Annotated in this window: 17 protein-coding genes; 13 read left to right on the top strand and 4 right to left on the bottom strand. The window is 41.9% G+C overall.

Features of this window, described 5'->3' with window-relative positions; genetic code table 11:
• Nucleotides 1-37 precede the first annotated feature (37 nt).
• From BSEL_RS10440 to BSEL_RS10420, 5 genes are all read left to right on the top strand, one after another.
• Nucleotides 38-2,899 carry a 2-oxoglutarate dehydrogenase E1 component gene (locus tag BSEL_RS10440; RefSeq protein WP_013172971.1) on the top strand — a complete coding sequence of 954 codons (2,862 nt, stop codon included), beginning with the start codon at nucleotides 38-40 and terminating at the stop codon, nucleotides 2,897-2,899.
• Entirely contained in the window at nucleotides 2,886-4,151 is a 1,266-nt protein-coding gene (odhB, locus tag BSEL_RS10435) for a 2-oxoglutarate dehydrogenase complex dihydrolipoyllysine-residue succinyltransferase (RefSeq protein ID WP_013172970.1), read from the top strand. Before BSEL_RS10440 ends, odhB begins: the two co-directional genes overlap by 14 nt.
• Nucleotides 4,152-4,270: 119 nt before the next feature.
• On the top strand, nucleotides 4,271-7,870 hold the full coding sequence (locus BSEL_RS10430) for a dynamin family protein (RefSeq protein WP_013172969.1): 3,600 nt from the start codon (nucleotides 4,271-4,273) through the stop codon (nucleotides 7,868-7,870).
• Complete coding sequence (locus BSEL_RS10425) at nucleotides 7,860-8,273, top strand: DUF6773 family protein (RefSeq protein WP_013172968.1); 414 nt, start codon at nucleotides 7,860-7,862, stop codon at nucleotides 8,271-8,273. The genes BSEL_RS10430 and BSEL_RS10425 overlap by 11 nt, the downstream gene beginning before the upstream one ends.
• On the top strand, nucleotides 8,270-9,514 hold the full coding sequence (locus BSEL_RS10420; protein WP_013172967.1) for a TraB/GumN family protein: 1,245 nt from the start codon (nucleotides 8,270-8,272) through the stop codon (nucleotides 9,512-9,514). Before BSEL_RS10425 ends, BSEL_RS10420 begins: the two co-directional genes overlap by 4 nt.
• A 90-nt stretch (nucleotides 9,515-9,604) precedes the next feature.
• Here the strand turns inward: BSEL_RS10420 and BSEL_RS10415 are convergent, their stop codons facing one another.
• Together BSEL_RS10415 and BSEL_RS10410 are read right to left on the bottom strand one after the other, a co-directional pair.
• Nucleotides 9,605-9,889: an AbrB/MazE/SpoVT family DNA-binding domain-containing protein gene (locus BSEL_RS10415; protein ID WP_013172966.1), complete on the bottom strand. Its 285-nt coding sequence runs from the start codon at nucleotides 9,887-9,889 to the stop codon at nucleotides 9,605-9,607.
• A gap of 327 nt (nucleotides 9,890-10,216) precedes the next feature.
• Nucleotides 10,217-10,918, bottom strand: coding sequence for a class I SAM-dependent methyltransferase (locus BSEL_RS10410; protein WP_013172965.1), 702 nt, complete (start codon nucleotides 10,916-10,918; stop codon nucleotides 10,217-10,219).
• 88 nt (nucleotides 10,919-11,006) lie between these two features.
• On the opposite strand from BSEL_RS10410, the gene BSEL_RS10405 reads away from it, so the two are divergent.
• Complete coding sequence (locus tag BSEL_RS10405; RefSeq protein ID WP_155522727.1) at nucleotides 11,007-11,462, top strand: hypothetical protein; 456 nt, start codon at nucleotides 11,007-11,009, stop codon at nucleotides 11,460-11,462.
• Nucleotides 11,463-11,555: 93 nt separating this feature from the next.
• Here BSEL_RS10405 and BSEL_RS10400 read toward each other — a convergent pair whose 3' ends face one another.
• Nucleotides 11,556-12,461, bottom strand: coding sequence for a LysR substrate-binding domain-containing protein (locus BSEL_RS10400; RefSeq protein WP_013172963.1), 906 nt, complete (start codon nucleotides 12,459-12,461; stop codon nucleotides 11,556-11,558).
• Between the two features lie 144 nt (nucleotides 12,462-12,605).
• Here BSEL_RS10400 and gdhA point away from each other — a divergent pair, with 144 nt between their 5' ends.
• From gdhA to BSEL_RS10385, 3 genes are all read left to right on the top strand, one after another.
• Nucleotides 12,606-13,997 carry an NADP-specific glutamate dehydrogenase gene (gene gdhA / locus BSEL_RS10395; RefSeq protein WP_013172962.1) on the top strand — a complete coding sequence of 464 codons (1,392 nt, stop codon included), beginning with the start codon at nucleotides 12,606-12,608 and terminating at the stop codon, nucleotides 13,995-13,997.
• Nucleotides 13,998-14,271: 274 nt separating this feature from the next.
• Nucleotides 14,272-15,540, top strand: a complete 1,269-nt coding sequence (locus tag BSEL_RS10390; protein ID WP_041582423.1) for an ATP-binding protein — start codon at nucleotides 14,272-14,274, stop codon at nucleotides 15,538-15,540.
• Between the two features lie 168 nt (nucleotides 15,541-15,708).
• Nucleotides 15,709-17,196, top strand: coding sequence for a phytoene desaturase family protein (locus BSEL_RS10385; RefSeq protein ID WP_013172960.1), 1,488 nt, complete (start codon nucleotides 15,709-15,711; stop codon nucleotides 17,194-17,196).
• Here the strand turns inward: BSEL_RS10385 and BSEL_RS10380 are convergent, their stop codons facing one another.
• A complete protein-coding gene (locus tag BSEL_RS10380; protein WP_013172959.1) occupies nucleotides 17,197-17,427 on the bottom strand; it encodes a hypothetical protein in 231 nt (76 codons plus the stop codon).
• A gap of 94 nt (nucleotides 17,428-17,521) precedes the next feature.
• Here BSEL_RS10380 and BSEL_RS10375 point away from each other — a divergent pair, with 94 nt between their 5' ends.
• The 4 genes from BSEL_RS10375 to BSEL_RS10355 all read left to right on the top strand — a co-directional run bounded on the left by BSEL_RS10375 (nucleotide 17,522) and on the right by BSEL_RS10355 (nucleotide 21,763).
• On the top strand, nucleotides 17,522-17,824 hold the full coding sequence (locus BSEL_RS10375) for a hypothetical protein (RefSeq protein WP_013172958.1): 303 nt from the start codon (nucleotides 17,522-17,524) through the stop codon (nucleotides 17,822-17,824).
• A 581-nt stretch (nucleotides 17,825-18,405) separates the two neighbouring features.
• Nucleotides 18,406-19,722, top strand: a complete 1,317-nt coding sequence (gene ltrA, locus BSEL_RS10365; protein ID WP_232970454.1) for a group II intron reverse transcriptase/maturase — start codon at nucleotides 18,406-18,408, stop codon at nucleotides 19,720-19,722.
• 155 nt (nucleotides 19,723-19,877) lie between these two features.
• Nucleotides 19,878-21,311: an MDR family MFS transporter gene (locus BSEL_RS10360; protein WP_013172956.1), complete on the top strand. Its 1,434-nt coding sequence runs from the start codon at nucleotides 19,878-19,880 to the stop codon at nucleotides 21,309-21,311.
• 71 nt (nucleotides 21,312-21,382) lie between these two features.
• Nucleotides 21,383-21,763 (top strand): hypothetical protein, encoded by a 381-nt coding sequence (locus BSEL_RS10355; protein ID WP_013172955.1) that lies wholly within the window; start codon nucleotides 21,383-21,385, stop codon nucleotides 21,761-21,763.
• The last annotated feature ends 67 nt before the right edge of the window (nucleotides 21,764-21,830 follow it).

Raw genomic sequence — 21,830 nt, 5'->3', positions numbered from 1 at the left:
GAATTGTTTATTGAAATAATAATATGGAGGTATAGACATGGCAGCTCATGACATACAGGTGAGGAAAGGTTGGCAACAGTTTAACGGCGTTAATTTAGGCTATATGTTTGAACAATACGAACGCTATGAAGAAGATCCTTCGCAGGTGGATGATAAACTCAGGGCGTTTTTTGATAAATGGGGGGCATACTCTGAATCGGGAAGTCAGGACAACGGGGAACGATTGAATGATTCAGTGAACCTTAAAAAACGAGAGCACGTTGCCGTTCAGGCTTCATTTTTAGCGGAATCGATCAGACGAAACGGCCATCTGATTGCCGATATTATGCCTTTTGACACGGAACGAAGACCGGAAGGACTTTTTAATCTTGAAGATTTCGATCTTACGAAACAGGATCTTCAACATTTGTCCGCGGAGCTTTTATCCCCTCATTATTCCAAAGGGTTGCAGAATGGCGATGATGCGATCAACCATCTCAAAGATGCATACACCGGAAATATCGCATTTCAATTTAAGCACATTCAGGAAATTAAAGAACGCAAGTGGTTGTTCAGAGAAGTGGAAACAGGGGCCTATAAAATCAATCTGTCTGACAGTGACAAAACGGATCTTTTGCAACGTTTAAATAAAGTTGAAGGATTTGAACATTTCCTTGATAAGACATTTAAAGGACAAAAGCGTTTTTCTGTAGAGGGATTGGATACTATGGTTCCGATGCTTGATCAGCTCGTGAAAGATGCTGTGAATGCAGGATCCAAACACATTTTTATTGGCATGGCTCACCGGGGCAGACTGAACGTGCTTGCCCATGTTCTTGGAAAACCTTATGAATTGATTTTCTCCGAGTTTCATGATGCTCCAAACCCCGAATTGGTTCCTTCGGAAGGTTCCACAGGAATTAACTATGGATGGACGGGTGATGTGAAATATCACCTCGGAGCGGACCGCGAAATTAAGGAAAGTGCCTCTGAAGCGACGATTACATTAGCGAATAATCCAAGTCACCTTGAATTTGTGAATCCCGTCATCGAAGGATTAACCCGTGCAGCGCAGGATGACCGTTCAAAGTCAGGCTTCCCGTCACATGATCCTGATTTGGCATTGCCAGTTCTGATTCACGGTGACGCAGCATTCCCGGGACAAGGGGTAGTTGCAGAAACCATTAATTTGAGCGGTCTCAGGGGATATTCAACCGGTGGTACCATTCACCTGATTGCTAACAACCTTCTCGGATTTACGACTGACAGCCATGATTCACGATCGACGACTTATGCCAGTGATATGGCCAGAGGTTTTGACGTCCCTGTGATTCATGTGAATGCTGATGATCCTGAGTCCTCGTTGTCGGCTATGAACCTTGCCTGGAAATACCGAAAAGCCTTTGGGAAAGACGTTGTAATCGATTTGATCGGTTATCGGAGATACGGGCACAATGAAATGGATGAACCATTGGCAACCCAGCCGTCTCTCTACAAAATCATTCAAAAACACCCAACTGTTTTTGAACTTTACGGCGAAAAACTGCGGCAAGAATCAAAAGTGACAGATGAACAGCTTCGCAAAATGAGAAAAGAGTTTACGGATAAATTAAATCAGCAGTTCGACAAAATCAAAGGAAACAAACGTGAAACAATTGACGGTGATATGTCTCCTCCTGATGTGGTGACAAGCAGCCTTGAACGTTACCAAAAAAATATATCTCCCGATTCTCTTGAGAAAGTAAACGAAGAGCTGTTGGCATTCCCTGAGTCGTTTTCAGTATTTCCAAAACTGAAACGCATCCTCGAACGCCGACGTGATGCTTTTCGCGATGGCGCAATTGATTGGGGTCATGCTGAAGCACTTGCCTTTGCAACCATTATTAAAGATGGCATCCCAATTCGCCTGACTGGTCAGGATTCTGAGCGGGGTACATTCTCTCACAGGCATTTGATTTTACATGACTATGAAACGGGAGACACATTTTCACCCATGCATTATTTGTCGAATGCAAATGCTTCCTTTGCTCTTCATAACAGTCCTCTCTCAGAGACAGCCTGCCTTGGCTTCGAATACGGTTACAATGTAGAAGCACCTGAAACATTAACGATCTGGGAGGCGCAATACGGTGATTTTGCAAATGGGGCTCAGGTTATATTGGATCAGTTCATTTCAAGTGGCAGGGCGAAGTGGTCCCAGAAATCGGGATTAGTACTCTTATTGCCTCACGGTTATGAAGGACAGGGGCCTGAACATTCGAGTGCCAGATTGGAGCGATTCTTGACACTCGCAGCTGAGAATAACTGGCACGTGGCCAATGTGACGAAAGCAAGCCAGTACTATCACTTACTTCGAAGACAGGCGCATTCATTGGGAACGGATTACGTGAGACCACTTATTCTGATGGCGCCAAAAAGTCTGATACGAAATGAACGCGTCGTATCCAGTGCCAAGGAAATGACAGAAGACGAATTTAAACCGGTCCTTGTATCACCGGATATGAAGGCTTCAAATCAGGTTGAGCGGGTGATCCTGACGCAAGGTAAGATTGGGGTGGAACTCGAAACAGCAATCGCCGGTTTGGACGAACAGCCGGATTGGCTGATACATGTTCGTATAGAAGAACTGTATCCATTCCCGTCTGCATCATTGCGGGATGTCTTGCAGGCGTGCGGTAATGTTAAAGAAGTCATTTGGCTTCAGGAAGAGCCTCAAAATATGGGGGCATGGACATATGTCATGCCTTATTTGCAAGGGTTGTTTGGAGCTGAGAAAATCAGCTTTACAGGCCGAAGGAGAAGATCCAGTCCGGCAGAGGGGGATCCAAAGGTACACAAATTGGAACATGAACGCATGATAAACAGCGTATTAGACCGCAGCTCAAATTTGAAAGGAGACAGTCATAATGATCGAGATTAAAGTTCCGGAACTTGCTGAATCCATTACAGAAGGTACCATAGCAAAGTGGTTAAAATCACCCGGCGATACCATTGAAAAAGGTGACGATATCGTTGAGCTCGAGACGGATAAAGTCAATGTCGAGGTCCATGCAGAAGCATCAGGGATTTTAAGTGAAGTCCTGTTCGAAGAAGGGGACACTGTTCAGGTCGGAGATGTAATTGCACGACTTGAAGCCGGCAATAATGATGACAAAGAAAATGAACAGCAAAATGAAGATACAGAGTCAACGTCGGACACAGCGAAAGCTGATGCAGGAAACGATCAAAAGGAAGCTGTATCTTCTGACTCTTCAGGGCAAACTGAAAAAAATAAAGAGCAGGAGCGAATCATAGCATCGCCGGCAACAAGAAAATACGCAAGAGAAAAAGGGATTGATCTGAAAGATATTCAACCTGCCGATCCTATGGGTAAAGTCACCAATCGGGATATTGATCATCATAGCCAAGGTAAAACCAATCAAAATCAGTCAACCGATTCTTCATCAGATACTCATGATGATGACATCAGAAAACCGGTCAGACGCGAAAAAATGTCAAGAAGACGTCAAACCATTGCAAAACGGTTGGTTGAAGCCCAACAGACTGCTGCGATGCTGACCACCTTTAACGAAGTCGATATGACTAATCTCATGGCATTAAGAGATCGGCGAAAAGATAAATTCCAAGATGATTTCGGTGTTAAACTCGGTTTTATGTCTTTTTTCACAAAAGCCGTCATCGGTGCTTTGAAAAAATATCCATACGTCAATGCGGAAATTGACGGGGATGAAATCATTCTTAAAGATTTCTATGATATTGGCATGGCGGTTTCCACAGAGGATGGCCTGGTTGTTCCCGTTGTTCGTGATGCAGACAGACTTGATTTTGCGGGTATCGAAAAAGAAATCGGTCACTTAGCGGAGAAAGCCCATGGTAAAAAACTCGGCTTGGAGGATTTGCAGGGAGGCAGCTTCACCATCACGAATGGAGGAGTATTCGGTTCACTTTGGTCAACGCCTATACTCAATTCACCCCAGGTAGGGATACTTGGCATGCACACCATTCAGAAGCGACCTGTAGCAACAGGGGACGACACATTTGAAAATCGGCCGATGATGTACATCGCTCTGAGTTATGATCACAGAATCATTGATGGTAAAGATGCTGTCGGCTTTCTCGTGAAAGTAAAAGAATTGATTGAAGATCCGGAATCCCTGCTTCTTGAAGGATAAGTCATCAGAGCCGTCTTTTAACGGACGGCTTTTTTTTATGAAAATGAGAATGCTTTTCAAACCGTTCTCATTCTTGATAAACTGAAAGCGTGATTTCATTTGGAGGGTGGAACGTAATCATGACTGAATCAACAGAACCACTGTCAGTTACAAACCTGTTAACTGATCAAGAATCCCAATACCTCGAGAGGATTAAGAAAAAACAAGTGAATCCCGGTTTTGAGATTGCATTTTGCGGTCATTTTTCCGCCGGCAAATCCACACTTCTCAATACATTGATGGGGGAAGAACTTCTGCCGGTAAGCCCTGTACCTACAAGTGCTAATGTCATTCAAATTAAAAACGGAGAAACAGGGCTACAGGTATTTTTGAATCATTCTGAAGAAGTGGAAGCCTTCCATCAGGAGATTCCGTGGAATAAAGTAAGGGAATGGGGGAGAAATGGTGCTGATATTCATCATCTGGAGGTAAGCTTCCCATTGCCCTGGATGTCTGGAGATTCTGGGATTCTCGATACACCTGGTGTAGATTCGACTGATCCAGAACACCAAAATGTAACCATTGATCAGCTTTATACAACGGACATGGTAGTCTATGTAATGGATTACAACCATGTTCAAAGTGAAACAAATTTGACATTTTTAAAGCAACTGACTAATGAACGGAAGCCGTTACTGATTGTTATTAATCAGATTGACAAACACGTAGAACAAGAACTTGGTCTTGAAGAGTTCCGCTCATCTGTCAAAAAAACTCTGCATTCATGGAAAATCAGGTTCTTGGACCTCTTCTTCACCTCCATGAAACAGCCCGAGCATCCATTCAATGAATGGAATGCCTTTCAATCGCATATCAAAGCACTTCTTCATCATAGTGATGAATTAATTCACACCTCATCCAAAAGACTTGAAATCGGTTTTTATGAAAATGTCAGATCAAGACTTGAACATGATCTGCAGCATGTCAATGAAGAATTCGAGGATGACTTGCAGCACATAGGCCTGACTTTGCATGATTATGAAAAGCATGTAGCTGACATGAAAAATATAGAAAACCTGAAGCAATTTGAAAATCATTTATTCGAAACCTTTCAATTGAAGCAGGATCGCCTTTTTAAAAATGTGGTCTTATTTCCACATAAACTCACTGAGTTAACACGTGATTGGCTGGTAAGTGCCCCATTGAAGAGCAAGGGCTTTCTGTTTGGGAGAAAAAAAGCAGAGAAAGAGAAACAAGAGAGAATGGAACTTTTGGTCGATGAGTTGAACGATCAAATTAAATCAGCACTGTCGTTTCATGTGCGTCAGTTTTTATCAGAAGATCTGCCTCTTGAGCATCTTTCTTCAAAAGAGAGCTATTTGAAGAAAATTGAAAATGACGAAATTGAGGTTACAGAAGAATTTTTAGAATCCTTCCGAAAAAAGGGGCCTGTTTCGAGGGATTATGTCTACCAATATACGGAGCAGGTAACGAAACGAATCATTCAATTGTGGAAAGAATATACGGAAAAGATGCTTGTCTATCTTGCCGATGAATCCCGTGATTCCATCAATCAGACTTTAAAGAATCTCGATGTCCCTGTCGATCACGAAGATCGAATAGACGATATCACAAGACAAATTCTGAAGCGCTCCAGTGATTTACATTCTCAAATAGAGACTGTAGAAGATACACTTAAAGTATTAAAAATTCCTACAGATTATTACAGGCTGATTGATGAAATCAGAAAACGCACGATCGAGGTCCAGGCAACTTCTGAACGGATCATGATTACCCCATCTGATGAATGCGCGGATCCTGTCAAACAAAATCAAAATGAACATAACGAAACGTTTAAAGATATCGATGACAGTGAGATAGAAACGCTGATCAAACAGGCAGATCGAGTCTCTGCGTTTTCCGATGATCCATTATTACATGATGAGCGCGATCGTTTTCTTTTTCAGGCAGATAAGCTGAAACATCAGGAATATGTTATATCTTTATTTGGTGCATTCAGTGCAGGGAAATCAAGTTTTGCAAATGCTTTGATCGGAGTCGATTTATTACCTGTATCCCCACAGCCTGCAACTGCTTCGAGAACCACCATTACGAAACCGACAGAAAAGCATGGGCATGGAACGATTCTTGTCCAATTTAAAACCATGTCTGAGATTGAAATGGAATTATCAGAACTGTCTCAAATACTGGGGATTCGTCTCACCACAGATGTATTGAGTAAATGGGGACCGGGCGAACTCGACAGGTATGGGACTATTTCGAAATCCGCAACCGACTATCTTGACGCACTCAGGCAAGGACTTTACGAAATGAAATCTCATGTCGGCGATCAGTTGACGGCATCAGCTGAAGATCTCTATACGTATGCCGCAAAAGAATCTGTTTCAAGTATGGTGGATCATATTATTGTCTATTACGACAGTGATTTAACAAAACAGGGGATTACGCTTGTTGATACACCCGGGGTAAACTCCATACACTCGAGACACACAAAAACAGCTTTGAAACAAATCAACCATTCTGATGCCATTTTCTTCCTGACTTATTACAATCACGCTTTTTCCAAAGCTGATCAGTACTTTATTGAACAACTCGGAGAGATAAATGCGTCTTCTTCAATGGATAAACTGTATTTTATTATCAATGCATCCGATTTGGCTTCTGACGATACAGAACTTGAATCTGTCAGGCAACACGTCAAATCGGAACTGATAAGAACAGGGAACAAGGATGCAATTATTTCAACACTGTCCAGCAAATCGGGGCTTTATGCCAAGATAAATAAAACCGAAGATCATCATGGATTTGCGGAATTTGAGTCCTATTTCAGAAAACGGATGATGAATCAGCTGAAACGACTGAGCTTTGATCAGACCGTGTTCTTTTTTGAACGTTATCAGGAGAAAGGAGAAGAATGGCTTGCACTTTATGAATCGAGTGACGAAGAGAGACAAGCCTATTTATCCCAACTCGATGATACGTGCCGTCAAGCGCTCGAATGGCTGAACCGGCAGACTTTCCAAGAGGTTTATACAAAAGCATTTCAGGAATTGGATGAGCGGATTCTTTACTTTCGAAAACGAGTGACTTACGTGATGACGGATTATTTTACTGATTTCCTCAATGTATCCGTTCTGACCGCTGATCAGAGAAAAGAATTGCGCATCCAGTCTGATCATGCCATTCGTAAGTGGCTGTCAGCTGTTGAACAATACATGAACAGAGGAGGACAGGCGTTGCTCGCCAATTTGGACAACCACATTCAGCAATTGATTCGGAATTGGCAACTTACTCAGATTCAAGGACTTCAACAGTATTTACCTTCTGTATATCCGAAGATATCTGACGAAAAGAATATAGTTGAACAGATTGAATTTTCTTTTGCACACTCTGTAGATATTGATTTCTTCACTTCAAAAATAAAGACGAAACGATCCTTGTTTGTTGATCAGGAAATCAAACACGTAAAAGAAGGAATTATTTCTTCTTTTGAAGAAGATGTCATGAAATATATGAAAGATTGGCATCGCCATGCCGGTGAACAATTGAAATCAGCTCTAGAAACCATCGATCAAGACATTTCTGAAGCTGGGAGACAAGCCGTATTGAAGGAAAAAGAAGCTGCCGGTCTGATTGAAAATGCTGAGGTTATGAATCGGCTTCGAGATGAATTGAGGATTGTATCTGCAAGAAAGGGGGATGATCAGGATGACAGTTAAAGACCAAAATCGAAAAATCACGTCTGAATTGTTTTACTTGCTTTATTTTGGATTGATGCTGATCATTGGTTATCGCGTACTTCTCATGAGTGAACCGGTCGAACAGCACGCTGACAGTTTGATTTTATTTGTCATAGCAAGTGTATATGTGATCATCAGAACCGTTTGGCTTGGCAGTGCAAAAGGCGATCTGCGCGACAGGAAAGGGTTTCTCTTTCGTAACTCCATTATAGCATTTGCTGCTTCGATTCTTTTTGTCGGATTCAGTGCATATACAGAAAGATCCTTTGATCTTATGATTGCATTGGTTGAATTCTTCGTGTTTTACCTGATCTTTTTTGGTCTTATCGTAGTCTTTCAACGATTGCTTTTCAGACGAAGCCCGGAGGAGGGGACAGAATGATGAACAGGCTGATATTTGCTGCAGCTTTTACAGGATTACTTTTTGTTTCAGCCTGCCAGGCCGATGAAGAAAGCGAACTCCATTTTGAAGACAGTGAGCTTGAACAGGCTGTAGCCGATGCGCTTGATACTGACTTGCCTATTGATTCGGAACTTGCCGGGGATGTGACAGAGCTCGAAACGGACCTTCAAATCAACTCATTGGAGGGCATTGCACAACTTCATGCTCTGGATGAGCTCCATATCGACAGCAGTCAAATTGATTCATATGAGCCCCTGTTATCTCTAGATAATCTGCAAGTCGTCAGTCTTGGAGATTTGTATTTCACGGATGATACAGAACGGAACGAAGAAACTGAGCGTGTTCTTGAAGTACTTGAAGACAGGGAAGTGGAATTGGATTTTCGGACGCGATTGTCCATTTCAGATCGTGACGGCGATTCAAAAGGACTTTTTTATGAAGTGACTCATAATGAGCAACAAGTATATCTGTTCGGTTCGATTCATGTAGGTGATGACCATCTGTACCCTATAAGGGAGGAAGTGATGGATGCTTTTTACAATGCGGATTCCCTGTCCGTGGAACTGGATATCAACCAAATCGATGAAATGGCTCTTTCACAGCAGATGATGAATACCGGGATGCTATCTGAAGATGAAACCCTCTCTGATTTTATCACTGATGATATGATTGAAGATGTGACTCAATACTTGAGCCAGCTTATGATCCCGGAACCGATGATTACTCAATTCGAACCGTGGTTTTTGACGATGCTCTTGAACGACTATGCGCAGATGCAGTCAGATTACACCAGTGAAGGGGGCATCGATCAGTATTTTATCAATTTAGCGGAATCAGATGATCTGCCAATTATGGAACTCGAGAGCGCTGAAGATCAAATCAGTGCTATTGCAGGAGCGCCCATGGATGAGCAAATTGATGGGTTGCAGGGAGCTCTTGATACAATGGATATTTATGAAGAAGAACTGACTCAGATGATGAACCTCTGGCGATCTGGAAACAGGGAGATCTTTGAACAGCTACGGGCATATGATTCCGAATACGGCTCTCAGATGATGAATGAGCGTGATCAACAAATGACCGAGGTCATTGAATCTTATTTGAACAGTGACTCGGGCGATCATTATTTTGTCGTTGTTGGTGCGCTTCATCTTGCAGGAGAAAACAGTATCCCTTATCTTCTCGAGGATAAAGGATATGATGTGGAACTCATTGAATAGTTGAATAAGAAGATGAGCATATACGTTTAAATCGTATTTTGATTCAAAAAAACCGGACAGCATGGATGACTGCTGTCCGGTTTTGCGTCATTATTGATTTTTAGCAAGATAATCTTCAAGCTCATTCATAATTTCTTTTGCGCCCATTGGACTTAAAATAATTTTTCCTCCTGCAATGGACAGATTGTCATCAGACACTTCCCCTGTCACTTGACATGTCATGTTTGGTTTGTACTTCTTCAAAATGATTCTGTCATTGTCGACATAAATTTCAAGGGCATCTTTAACTGCGATATCTAATGTTCTTCTCAATTCAATTGGAATAACAACGCGTCCGAGTTCATCAACTTTTCTTACAATACCTGTGGATTTCATATACATTTCTCCTCTCGTCTTTGACGATTAATGATATAAGGATGTCGTCAAAATTCGACAAATCTTTATAAACTCATACTACCATTATTTCCAAAAAGAAGTCAACGTTTTTTTACTTAATTTGATATTTTTTTTGCAATTATAGTCATAATTCTTTGTTAATAAAGGTATACTGGAACCGCTATGTCAGATTACGCAGGAATGTCAGTGATTTATCACCTTTTGTGGAATGAAACGCTCATCAAATGGCAATATAAATGACAACCCCCTTTCAAAACACCTTGTCCTGAAAAGGGGGTTGTATACGTAATGACTGTTCATGTGGATTTACTTCTTAATGATGCCGACAAATGCGGGGCTGTCAGGCGCATAAGGATGTAAGTCAAAATCTCCGAACATATCAATCGATGAAAATTTGGATTGATTAACAAGCGCCGTCCACTCCTTGGCTGTAAGTGGCAACAGGAGGGTAGAACTTTCTGATGTACCACGATCAGTATGCAGAACGCCTGTAAACTCAACCCGCTCATCTTTATATGTATAATAACGCTCAAATGTGAGTTTCGGATCAGTACGTTTTATATCCCCCAGGCTAGTTTTTTTCTCACCAAGCATATGATCAAAGTTAACTGTTTGGATAATCAGGGTTCCACCGTCGTCGAGCGCGTTCCATGCTTGATCAAGAAAAATACGGATTTCGTTTAAAGAGGACATGTGCACGATTGAATTTCCGATACAATAAATGACAGATGCATTTGACACGTGCAGATCTTTGAGGTTTAGCATATTCATACTGTAAAATTTACTCTTACCTTGCAGTTTACTAGATTTTTCTTTCGCACTGCCGATTAAGGATTCATTTAAATCAATACCTATTGTACAGATTCCGCTTCGGGCTAACTCAATGGCTTCGTTACCTGTACCACAAGCAACATCAATAACTGGACCTGGGCTCTGAATGTAATCATTTATGAGATGGACAGCACTTGATTTTAACGGGAAGATATCATCATAATAGTCTGAAAGCATAGTGTAAAAATCGATTTCAATCAGCTCCCTTCACCATAAGTGAAACATAATATGGTACAATTATCAAATCATTAGGATGAACATCGAGGTGACTATGATGAAATTTCCTGTCTTGGGAGTATTGCTAGTGCTGTCGGTATTACTTCATGCAGCCTTTTTATTTCAGAATAACCAGTCATCAGACCCTGCAGATGCCATTCCCCACCTTGAACAAATGTTGGCTGTATCTGCTCAACTGATTATGTATGATTTTAATGAAGAACTGATGATCAGACTTGATCAGTCACTGCACCTGATTACCATATCCGCCGATGAATTAAAAGATCATAACAGTGAGGCAGAGACGGTGTGGCGGCAAACGTTAGCTCTCCGGAACATCCTTTATGATGAGGCGGATTCAGAAGTACTTGTCGAAAGAGTCCGCGGAGAAATCCGGCAGGAAATCTCACTGATTATTCAAGAGGCGGTCGAGGAAGGTCATATTGATGAAATTGAAACTAAAATCAGAGATCTGCTTGAACAGGAAACATCATTTGTCGACTGAATTTCAAACATAACCGGAATACAGATTAATAGATAACAAACGAGCATAAACAGGTATTCACTGTTTATGCTCGTTTTCGTATAAACCTTATTCTCACTCCCTGAATTCACTGACTCTGTCGAAAAATTCAATGATAAACTGATAAAACAGTTTCTCAGTAGGAAGAAGTTGTCGATCAACAGGTGTTAAAACTCCCACTGTCCTAGTCACATTCGGATCTGTTATCGGTTTTTTAACCGTCGATAAAAACAGGCTGTCCATAAGTGTCACTTCAGGCATGAGTGTGACACCCAGGCCGGCTGCAACAAGTCCTTTCAGAGCATCAATATCATCACCTTCAAATGCGATATATGGGGTAAATCCAACTTCTTTACAGGCATCGAGCACAATCTGTCTGAATTCAAAAGGTTCAGGTAACAAAACAAAAGGTTCATCTTTCAAATCCCTCAATCGAATATCTTCTCTGTCAGCTAATCTGTGATGGCGGGGTAAAAGGGCTACCACCTTTTCGGTAAACAGAGCTCTCGTTTGTATACGGCGATCATCTTTCGGAAGTGGACCAATCATGGCCATATTAAAATCTCCCTTAACAATACCGGTAATGAGATCCTTGTTTAGTCGCTGCATCAGTTGAAACTTTGCATCGGGGTACCTCATTCGAAATGATGATATAGCTCTTGGAAGTGTATGAGCGGCAAGGCTGATTGGATAGGCAATTCTAACAGTACCTTTCTCTGGCTCAAGATATTCGGATACTTCCTGTGTGGCACCATCAATAACATTGACAGCATGAGTAATCCTTTCAAGAAACGTGCGACCGATGGGAGTCAGTTTCAGGTTTCTGCCTTCACGTATGAATAAATCGACACCCAGTTCTTCTTCCAGATTTACGATCTGACGACTGACGGCAGATTGAGCAACGTGAAGAGCATTTGCCGCATCGGTCATATGTTCTCTGTTTGCAACTTCAATAAAATACCGGATTTGCCGGAGTTCCATACAACTTCACTTCCTATTCATCTAATTATGATATAGATAGCATCGATTAATGATATTGTTACGATTGATTATTTTATTATAGAATAAACCACAAGAGAAAATCTAACAAATACCATGATGAAATGGTATGGGGAGTTGACGAGAATGAAAACAGAAGCAGAAATTCAACAGGTTTCAAAAACAGGAACGAAACAGGCTGAAGAATATGTACACAAAGTTTTCAACCAGGTTAAGGATGTATACGGTCATGAATCAGAATTTCTTCAGGCTGTAGAAGAAGTGTTTGAATCCTTAATTCCGGTTTTCTCTAAGGAACAAAAATATCAGGATCAGGCAATCCTTGAACGAATTGCAGAACCTGAACGCATCATTTCATTTCGGGTACCGTGGGTTGATGATAAACATCAGATCCAAGTAAACAGAGGGTACCGCGTTCAGTTCAACAGTGCGATTGGTCCATATAAAGGCGGTCTGCGTTTTCATCCGTCTGTTAATCAGAGTATCATCAAATTTCTTGGATTTGAACAAATATTCAAAAATTCTTTGACCGGACAACCGATTGGTGGAGGGAAAGGCGGTTCCGACTTTGACCCGAAAGGCAAATCGGATCAGGAAATTATGCGCTTTTGCCAAAGTTTTATGACTGAACTGATGAAACATATCGGGCCTGATACTGATGTGCCAGCAGGTGATATTGGTGTTGGAGCCAGAGAAATCGGATTTATGTTTGGTCAGTACAAAAGGCTGCGCGGGGCATATGAAGCAGGTGTATTGACCGGAAAGAATCCTGTCTCCGGGGGGAGTCTCGGAAGAAAAGAAGCAACAGGTTATGGAACCGTTTATTTTGTGGACGAAATGATTCGGGATAAAGGCATGAGCTTTGATGGCAGTCAAGTTGTTGTGTCAGGCTCCGGAAATGTCTCGATTTATGCAATGGAGAAGGCGATGGAGCTCGGCGGTAAAGTGGTTGCCTGCAGTGACTCTCAAGGTTACATTGTCGATTATAACGGAATCTGTCTTGATACTGTCAAACAGTTAAAAGAAGTTGAATATAAACGTATTAAAGAATATACTCATCATCATCCTGATGCACATTATTTTGAAGACGGCGAGGGCATTTGGTCCGTTCCTTGTGATATTGCTTTACCATGTGCGACTCAGAACGAATTGGATGAACTGGGTGCAAAAATTCTAGTGGCTAACGGCGTAAAAGCAGTGGGAGAAGGGGCGAACATGCCATCAACGAAGGCCGCAGTTGATATTTTCCAGCAAAATAATGTTTTATTTGCACCAGGAAAAGCTGCAAATGCCGGTGGTGTGGCTGTCTCTGCTCTTGAAATGGCTCAAAACAGCATGCGACTTTCCTGGACGTTGGAAGAAGTGGATGAAAAACTGAAAGATATCATGAAAGATATTTTCGAAAGTGCAAAATCAGAAGCTGCAAATTATGGCCATGATGACAATCTGGTTATCGGTGCAAATATTGCAGGTTTTAAAAAAGTTGCGGACACAATGATCAGCCAAGGTGTAATCTGATCTTTATCTGTTTTATTGAACTGGCTCACTGAATACAGTGAGCCCTTTTTTTGATTTTCGGGTTTATTTTTTAGAAAGTTGTACTGTTTCAGGAATCGAAAAACATAGTATGTATTTTCTGATGAAGAACCTGTGATCTGTTTTATATAAATAGACTATGAATGTTTGAAAGAACCGTCTCCCGCTACCTTTTCTGCATCACAAAACTGCGCTATACTGTCAGATGAGATCTTTAATGAGTATACTTGTGAAATGAGGAATACCAGTGACTGACATGATTAGCGGAATGATCAATAATGCTTTTTTTGTGTTTTTCCCTATTTTTTTATATTACCTGTTTTATCATCAGGGGAAAGAACGTTTCTTTAATGATGACCGATTGGCTTTGTCGATTTTGTTCTCAATCTCCATTACGTTTTCAATGCTGTTTCCATATCAATTTCTTCCTGGAGAGGATTATCTCTTTGATTTAAGGCAGGTTCCTTTGATAATTGGTACTCTCTATGGGGGATACATAGTTGGTATTGTCCTGTTTACCGTCTCTGCCGTAGTCAGGGTGCTGATTGGTGGTGAAGGCGTTTCAATCGCTCTCATCAATCAGTTTGCGATATTCGCACTCGTCCCATTACTACGTCCGTATTACTTTAAGTTAAAGCATCATTTACGCATCTTTACAGTTGCCACCATTTCTGTTATCTCCATTATTTTCAACTCTATTTTTGGTTATATCCTTTTTAATGATCCTTTGTTTGAGATCCTTGATGTTATTGGTATCCTGATAATCAATCAAGCCGTATTTATTGTTTTGACAACAATTGTCATAGAGCGAATTATCAAGAATAATTATATCGAGAAAAATATGCAGAAACATGGAAAGCTTGAAGCGGTCAGCCACTTATCTGCCTCAATTTCTCATGAAATCAGAAATCCGTTACAGGTCATCAAAGGATTCATTCAGCTTCTCGATGCTAAAGAGTACCCAAGAGAAAAACAAAAAGAGTTTTACCAACACATCAATGATGAAATTGAATCTGCTGAAAAAATCATTAATGATTATCTGATGTTTGCCAAACCAACATTTGATTATCAAGTAACGATTTCTGTTGAAAAAGAAATTAAAAAAGCGGTGTCCATCATTCAGCCATATGCGCATTTTCATTCCGTTACCGTCAAAGAGCCTATTTTGGTTGGCGATCATATCATTCGTTGCGACGAACACCGATTTAAACAGGTAATCATAAATATTGCGCGAAATTGTATCGAGGCAATGGGGCCAGGTGGCGAATTGGTGATCGATGTTTTTGGCGGTAAAGATAGCGTTCAAATTGAAATAAAAGATAATGGGAAAGGCATGACGACTGAACAGATCGCCCGACTCGGGGAACCCTATTTTTCAAATAAGACAAGTGGTACCGGTCTCGGGATGATGGTCGTATACAGTATTTTAAAGAATATTGGCGGTGCGATAGATGTACAATCGGTACCTGGTGAAGGGAGTATCTTTACCCTGAGCTTTCCGCTGAATGACCAGCAAAACGACTGAATCAAAATGAAATCTGACACCTTTACGGTTTTGGATTCTTGCTCTATGGCCCGGTTATGGAACCGGGTCTTTTGTTAATCCTTTTATTAAATATGAGCAAACAGATTTCCATTGGTTAATTTAAATATGAACAGGGAATAGAATTCTGACTGGAAAGGATGGATAAACATGACCGAACGAGTGGTGATTGTCGGATCAGGAATGGCAGGATTGACAGCTGCAGCTCTTCTGACTAAAGAAGGTTATCAGGTTACCCTGTTGGAGGCTGCAGCTGAGTGGGGAGGGTGCGCTTCAAAATTCCAAAGGAAAAACTTCAGGTTTGCGACAGGTGCAACATTGGCGATGGGGTATGAAAAAGAAGGCATTCACGACCGTATCAACCGCCAGCTTGGTATTCGTATAGCAACAAAACCTTTAGAAGAAGCAATGCAGGTAAAAATTGGAGGCATTGATTATCCTTATTACACGTCAAGAAGCCGTCTATTAAAGATGTGGGATGACATGGAGCCTGAATATGCCGAACGTATACACCGCTTTTACAGTGACATTTGGGAGACAGGGAGAGTGCTGGCAAATCATATGAAGTACTATCCGGTCATTCCTCCTAAAAATACCGTTGATATAGGAGCCGTGTTGTCCGGTTTGAGTGTTGGAAGCATTAAATTGATTCCCCGGCTGAATCAGACACTCAAACAGGCTGTCGACAAATACAATCTGAATGAATGTAAGTCTTTTATTCATTTTATTGATGGTACCCTGATGGACAGTATGCAAACCACTCATGAAGATGTCAGTTACTTAATGGGCGCGGCTGCATTGAACGTCTATCACGAAGGATCTTTCTATATAGAGGGGGGCCTTTATGAACAGGCCGAAGCTTATATCCAATTCATCAAAGAGCATGGTGGAAAAGTCCTGAAACCGCGAAGAGTGAGAGAAGTACTCAAGCATGGAGAGGAATGGCTGATAAAAGATCACAGAGGGAATGAATACAATGCGGACCACGTTGTGCTGAACACTGGCCTTGGGCAGTTAAAAGGGCTGTTGAGCAGCGATGTTTATCAAGAACTGCCTGACAGAGTCAAATCACGTACGAATTACAGAATGCAATGGGGAGCTTTTACGCAGTATTTTGCAGTTGAGGAAACATGCATTCCAGATAATGCTGCTTCTTTTTATCAGATCATGGTCGATCCCAATTTACCTGCAAAGGAAGACAATCACTTTTTTGTTTCGCTTTCTGGTAAAAATGATGAAAAAAGAGCCCCGAAAGGATACCGTACAATCACTGTGTCGACACATATTGATTTACGGAAATGGCAGACTAAACAGGCATATGATCATCATTCAGAGAAAATGAAAGTGGCAGTAGCCAAAGAACTTGAAACGCTGTTTCCCGGGTTTGAATCGGCTCTCATTCAGAAGGAATCCGGAGGACCGATTGCATGGGAGCGATTCACGTTTCGGGAGAAAGGCGGGGTAGGCGGGTTTCCAATGACTAAGGAATTTGCATTATGGAATGCCGTTTCACACCGAACACCGATGAAAGGTCTTTGGCTCTGCGGTGACAATGTATTTCCCGGAGCGGGGTCCATTGGCGCTGCTAGCAGCGGAGTCCACGCAGCCAGATCAATTGCACGAAAACGACTGGTCTGATCAGGTAAGAAACGGACGAATCACATAAGCAATTGCGGCAAGTAAAAAAAGCATGGAAAATAAAAAAGAAAGTACCATGCGATTGGATTGTCTAAAATCCAACGCAAAAAATAAAAATGCCAATGGTATAAAGGCATGATAAACAAGATCTGGTACTCCTGCATTTGTAAGGGATAACAAGAGTGAAACCAAAATCATCACGAAACCTGCGACACCGTAAAATTGACTCATACTAGCACCTCTGACTTTCAGCATTTTTTCTGTAAACCAACTAATATTATAACATAACGTCATGTTTGAGCAGATAATAAAGGAGGCATTCACTGTGAAGGAAGTATTGGATAAACTGGAAACTGCATTGTATAATTGGGAAATGATGCAAAAAACAGAAGGGGATGAAGGGGCAGACTGGGCTGAACGTTTTGAAATGCACTTTTATGAATTTACCGAGGCATTTGAAGCCTGGTATCAATCCTTAACTGATAAACCCGATTCATCAGAAGACTTGCTTGAACGCGAAGAAGTCAAATCAATTCAGGAAAGACTGCCGGGCCCTCTTCAATTAAACTTCGAAATGGAAATTGAAGAAATGGTTGATGGTCTTGAGACTTTCAGATTCGACGATTAAGTAATCTGGACTGAAGTCAGAGCACTGTGAATTAAATGATAGATGATTGAAAAGGATGCTCTGCTTCGCAGAGTTTCCTTTTTATGTAGTGTGCCGGGCATGCACTGTATCTTGGGAGTGAAAGTCTCCTGTGGGCTTGGCAGTAGGAACCACTAGTCAATAGCAAGGGTGTCCACCGTGAGGTGGAATCTGAAGGAAGCCGGCGACAAACTCCTGTACCGAGGAACACGAACCATATCAGGCACAAATGGGGCGGATGAGTCTGCTATACAAGATAAAGTCCAATACTGCCCGAACCCCACAGTGTAAATATGGCGGCGATAGGACGAAGGAGACAGTGCTTACCCCGGGAGGTCTTACGAGGGTTCCCGACAAGAAGGATGGAAGATCCTACAGGAACAAGGAATTCAGAGATGGATTCCTGAATCGTAAGAAGTCAGCCGAGGTCATAGTAATCCCATGGGGATGAAGGACCGAACAATAAGCGTCTTTGAGACAAATGAAATTGACAGGATTGCTTTAATCACAGAAAACGTCTCCGGACGGCTATCTGCAGAGGGATACGCTGGAAGCGGAAGAGTATGCAGAAGCGTGTAGCAATCTGGCAACGAAAGGAGTCGAAAAGCGGTATGCAATTAATTGACAGAGTGGTCTGTCCGGATAACCTGAATTTGGCGATGAACCGGGTGATTTCCAATAAAGGAAACCCCGGGGTCGACGGGATGACCGTTGACCAACTTGAAGCACATGTTCACCAATATGCGAAACCATTGATAGCCAAAATCCAAAAAGGGACATATCAACCTTTGCCCGTAAAACGGGTAGAGATTCCGAAAGAGAATGGAAAGAAACGCAAATTGGGGATACCGGCAGTCCGGGACCGTATGGTCCAGCAAGCGATTTTTCAAGTTATTGAACCGATAATAGATCCGCACTTCTCTCCAAACAGTTATGGGTTCAGACCGGGTAAAAATGCCAAACAAGCGATTAAACAAGCCGCAAAATATTATGATGAAGGATTCAAAATGGTCGTGGATATCGATCTGAAAAGTTATTTTGATACGATTCCCCATCAAAAGCTGATGAACTATCTTGAACAATATATTCAGGATCCGATCATCTTGAAACTGATCTGGAAGTTTCTTAAAAGCGGGATTATGATAGGGGACAACTGGGAATCTTCAAGAAACGGTGCACCGCAAGGTGGCAACTTATCACCGATTCTCAGCAATGTTTACCTACATGAACTGGATAAGGAATTGGAAAGAAGAGGCCACCGTTTCGTCAGATATGCAGATGACTTTTGCATCTACGTTAAAAGTCGCAGAGCTGCGGAGCGTGTGCTCCTTAACACAACAACTTTCCTCGAGGGAACACTTAAACTGAGTGTGAACCAAGAGAAAAGTGCTATAGGATCACCAACGAAACGAAAGTTTCTGGGGTTTTGCATTCACAAAAGTAATAATGAAACCAGGTGCAGACCTCACCACGCCTCCAAGGCGAAGTTCAAAGCCAAACTGAAATATCTGACGAGAAGAAACCAGGCGAACTCCTTCGATTACATTATTCTTAAGATTAACCAGGTGACAACCGGCTGGATCAACTACTATGGCATCAGTTACATGAAATCCTTTATCAACAGCATTAAGCAATGGTTACACCATCGGCTGAGGCAACTGATCTGGAAACAGTGGAAGAAAATTAAAACGAGATACAAGAATTTGATGAAGTATGGCATTGAAACCGAAGAAGCTTGGAAAATGGCAAACACTCGCAAAGGCTATTGGCGTGCCTCCAAGAACGAGACACTGCACAAAGCCATCAAAATAGAAAAGCTCGCAGGGTGGGGACTCAAAGACATGAGTCAACTCTACGAGCGTGCATACTCAACTTATTGAACCGCCGTATACGGGTCCGTACGTACGGTGGTGTGAGAGGTCGGGGCTGTGAAGCCCCTCCTACTCGATTTTTCCTTTCGTTTACTCCTTGAACTATTGAAGAGTGATGTATAATAAATCCTTAGTGAAACGAAACAAAATTGGAGCGGTCGATTATGGAAGAAACACAATCATACAATAAAATTTTAATCGCAGGATTATTGTTGGCCGGATCGTTTATTGCCGTTTTGAATCAGACATTAATGATCACAGCAATTCCGCCGATTATGCAGGAAATGGGCATTACAGCTAATACAGCCCAGTGGCTGACCACTGTATTTATGCTGATCAGCGGAATCATGATACCCATTTCAGCATTTTTCATTGAAAAATTCACGACGAGACATATTTTCCTCACTGCAATGGGCATTTTTACGCTAGGTACACTGGTTAGCGCTGTTGCAACGGATTTTCCAGTCCTGATTACAGGGAGGGTTATTCAGTCGGTCGGTGCAGGGGTGATGCTTCCGCTTATGCAGACGGTCTTTTTGATGATATTTCCCGTCGAGCGTCGCGGTACTGCAATGGGGTACATAGGGCTTGTTATTTCATTTGCACCGGCAATTGGACCAACGTTGTCAGGTTATGTAACCTCAAACTTTGAATGGCGTTTTCTGTTTTATGGGATTCTGCCTTTGTCACTGATTATGATCGTTATTGCCTATTTCAAAATGGTCAATGTGACAGAGTTAAAAAATCCGAAGGTGGATCCGAAGTCCATTATCCTGTCGACTTTAGGATTTGGCGGACTGCTGTATGGATTTACGAGTGCCGGCAATAATGGCTGGACACATCCGATCACATTAGTTGTTTTGTTGTTAGGTACCGTTACCGTGATTTTGTTTATCCGCAGACAGCTTTGGATGGCACATCCGATGCTTGAGTTCAGAGTGTTTCGTGCAAAAGTCTTTACCATCAGTACAGTGATCACTGCAATCGGTTTTACCGGGCTGATCGGGCTTGAAACCCTTATTCCGCTTTATATGCAGAATATGAGAGGCTTTTCTGCAGTTGAGGCAGGAATTGTACTGTTTCCCGGAGCACTGATTGCCGGTCTGATGGCACCGATCACAGGAAGAGTCTTTGACCGAATCGGGGCGCGAATGCTTGCCATTCCAGGACTGATTATAATGATCATCTCCACGTTTGCTTTTATTTTTATTGATACGGAAACTTCCATGCTGTATTTGAGTATCATGTACGCAATACGTATGTTTGGCTTCTCAATGGTGATGATGCCGACAAACACGGCTGGTTTGAATCAAATGCCGAAGAAGCTGATTCCTCACGGGGCGGCCGTCACCAATACGATCAGACAATTATCCGCATCGATTGGAACGGCAATGCTGGTTACAGTAATGACAACTACACAGATTGTAGCCGAAGAAACCACTGACATTGTGCGGCCTGATATTTTGGGAGCTGCCGTGTCGTTTGGTTTAATCGGATTAATTACGCTCCTGGCGTTTGTACTGTCCTTTCAGATCCACAAAACATACCCACCATCTGATGAAGAGTGGGATGATTTTATTAAAGAAAAACACAGTTGATGTATAACCTTTGTATTGGAATCACTCTTTAGTATATGGTAAGCTTACTCATACTAAGGGGTGTGATACAGATGATGTCGTTTGTCAGACGTGAAAACCGATTTGCGATTATAGTTGAAGATAGTAAAATGATTCAGGAATTAATGGCAGTGGCTGAGACTTGTATGGTCATCCAATTGAACCAAATCACTTTTGAAATCGGCCCGTTAAGAGCCTATCGTGGCGATTTTGGTGCTTTGCAGTTTATGTTAAACGGTAAGGTAGTGTTGAATCCCGAGGATTTGCAAATCCCGTCACACCAATCCGCATATCCGAGAATGAACTTTGTTCCTGATGAATCAAAGGTAACAAAACAATATCAGGAGCGGGCTGTACTCCGCTATTTAACCTCGAACGGTTATTCTGAAGTTAATGAACGGCAGCTGCATTTAAATCTCATTCAAAATAATTAACTTATACTTTAATGAACCGGTATCCGTCTTCTGACGGGTGCCGGTTTTCGTTACGAAGCGCAAATGG

Origin of the sequence: [Bacillus] selenitireducens MLS10 (assembly GCF_000093085.1) — a bacterium.
GTDB classification, from domain to species: Bacteria; Bacillota; Bacilli; order Bacillales; family Salisediminibacteriaceae; genus Salisediminibacterium; species Salisediminibacterium selenitireducens.
Note: the sequence above shows the minus strand (reverse complement) of the source record. Positions and strands in the feature narration are given on the sequence as shown.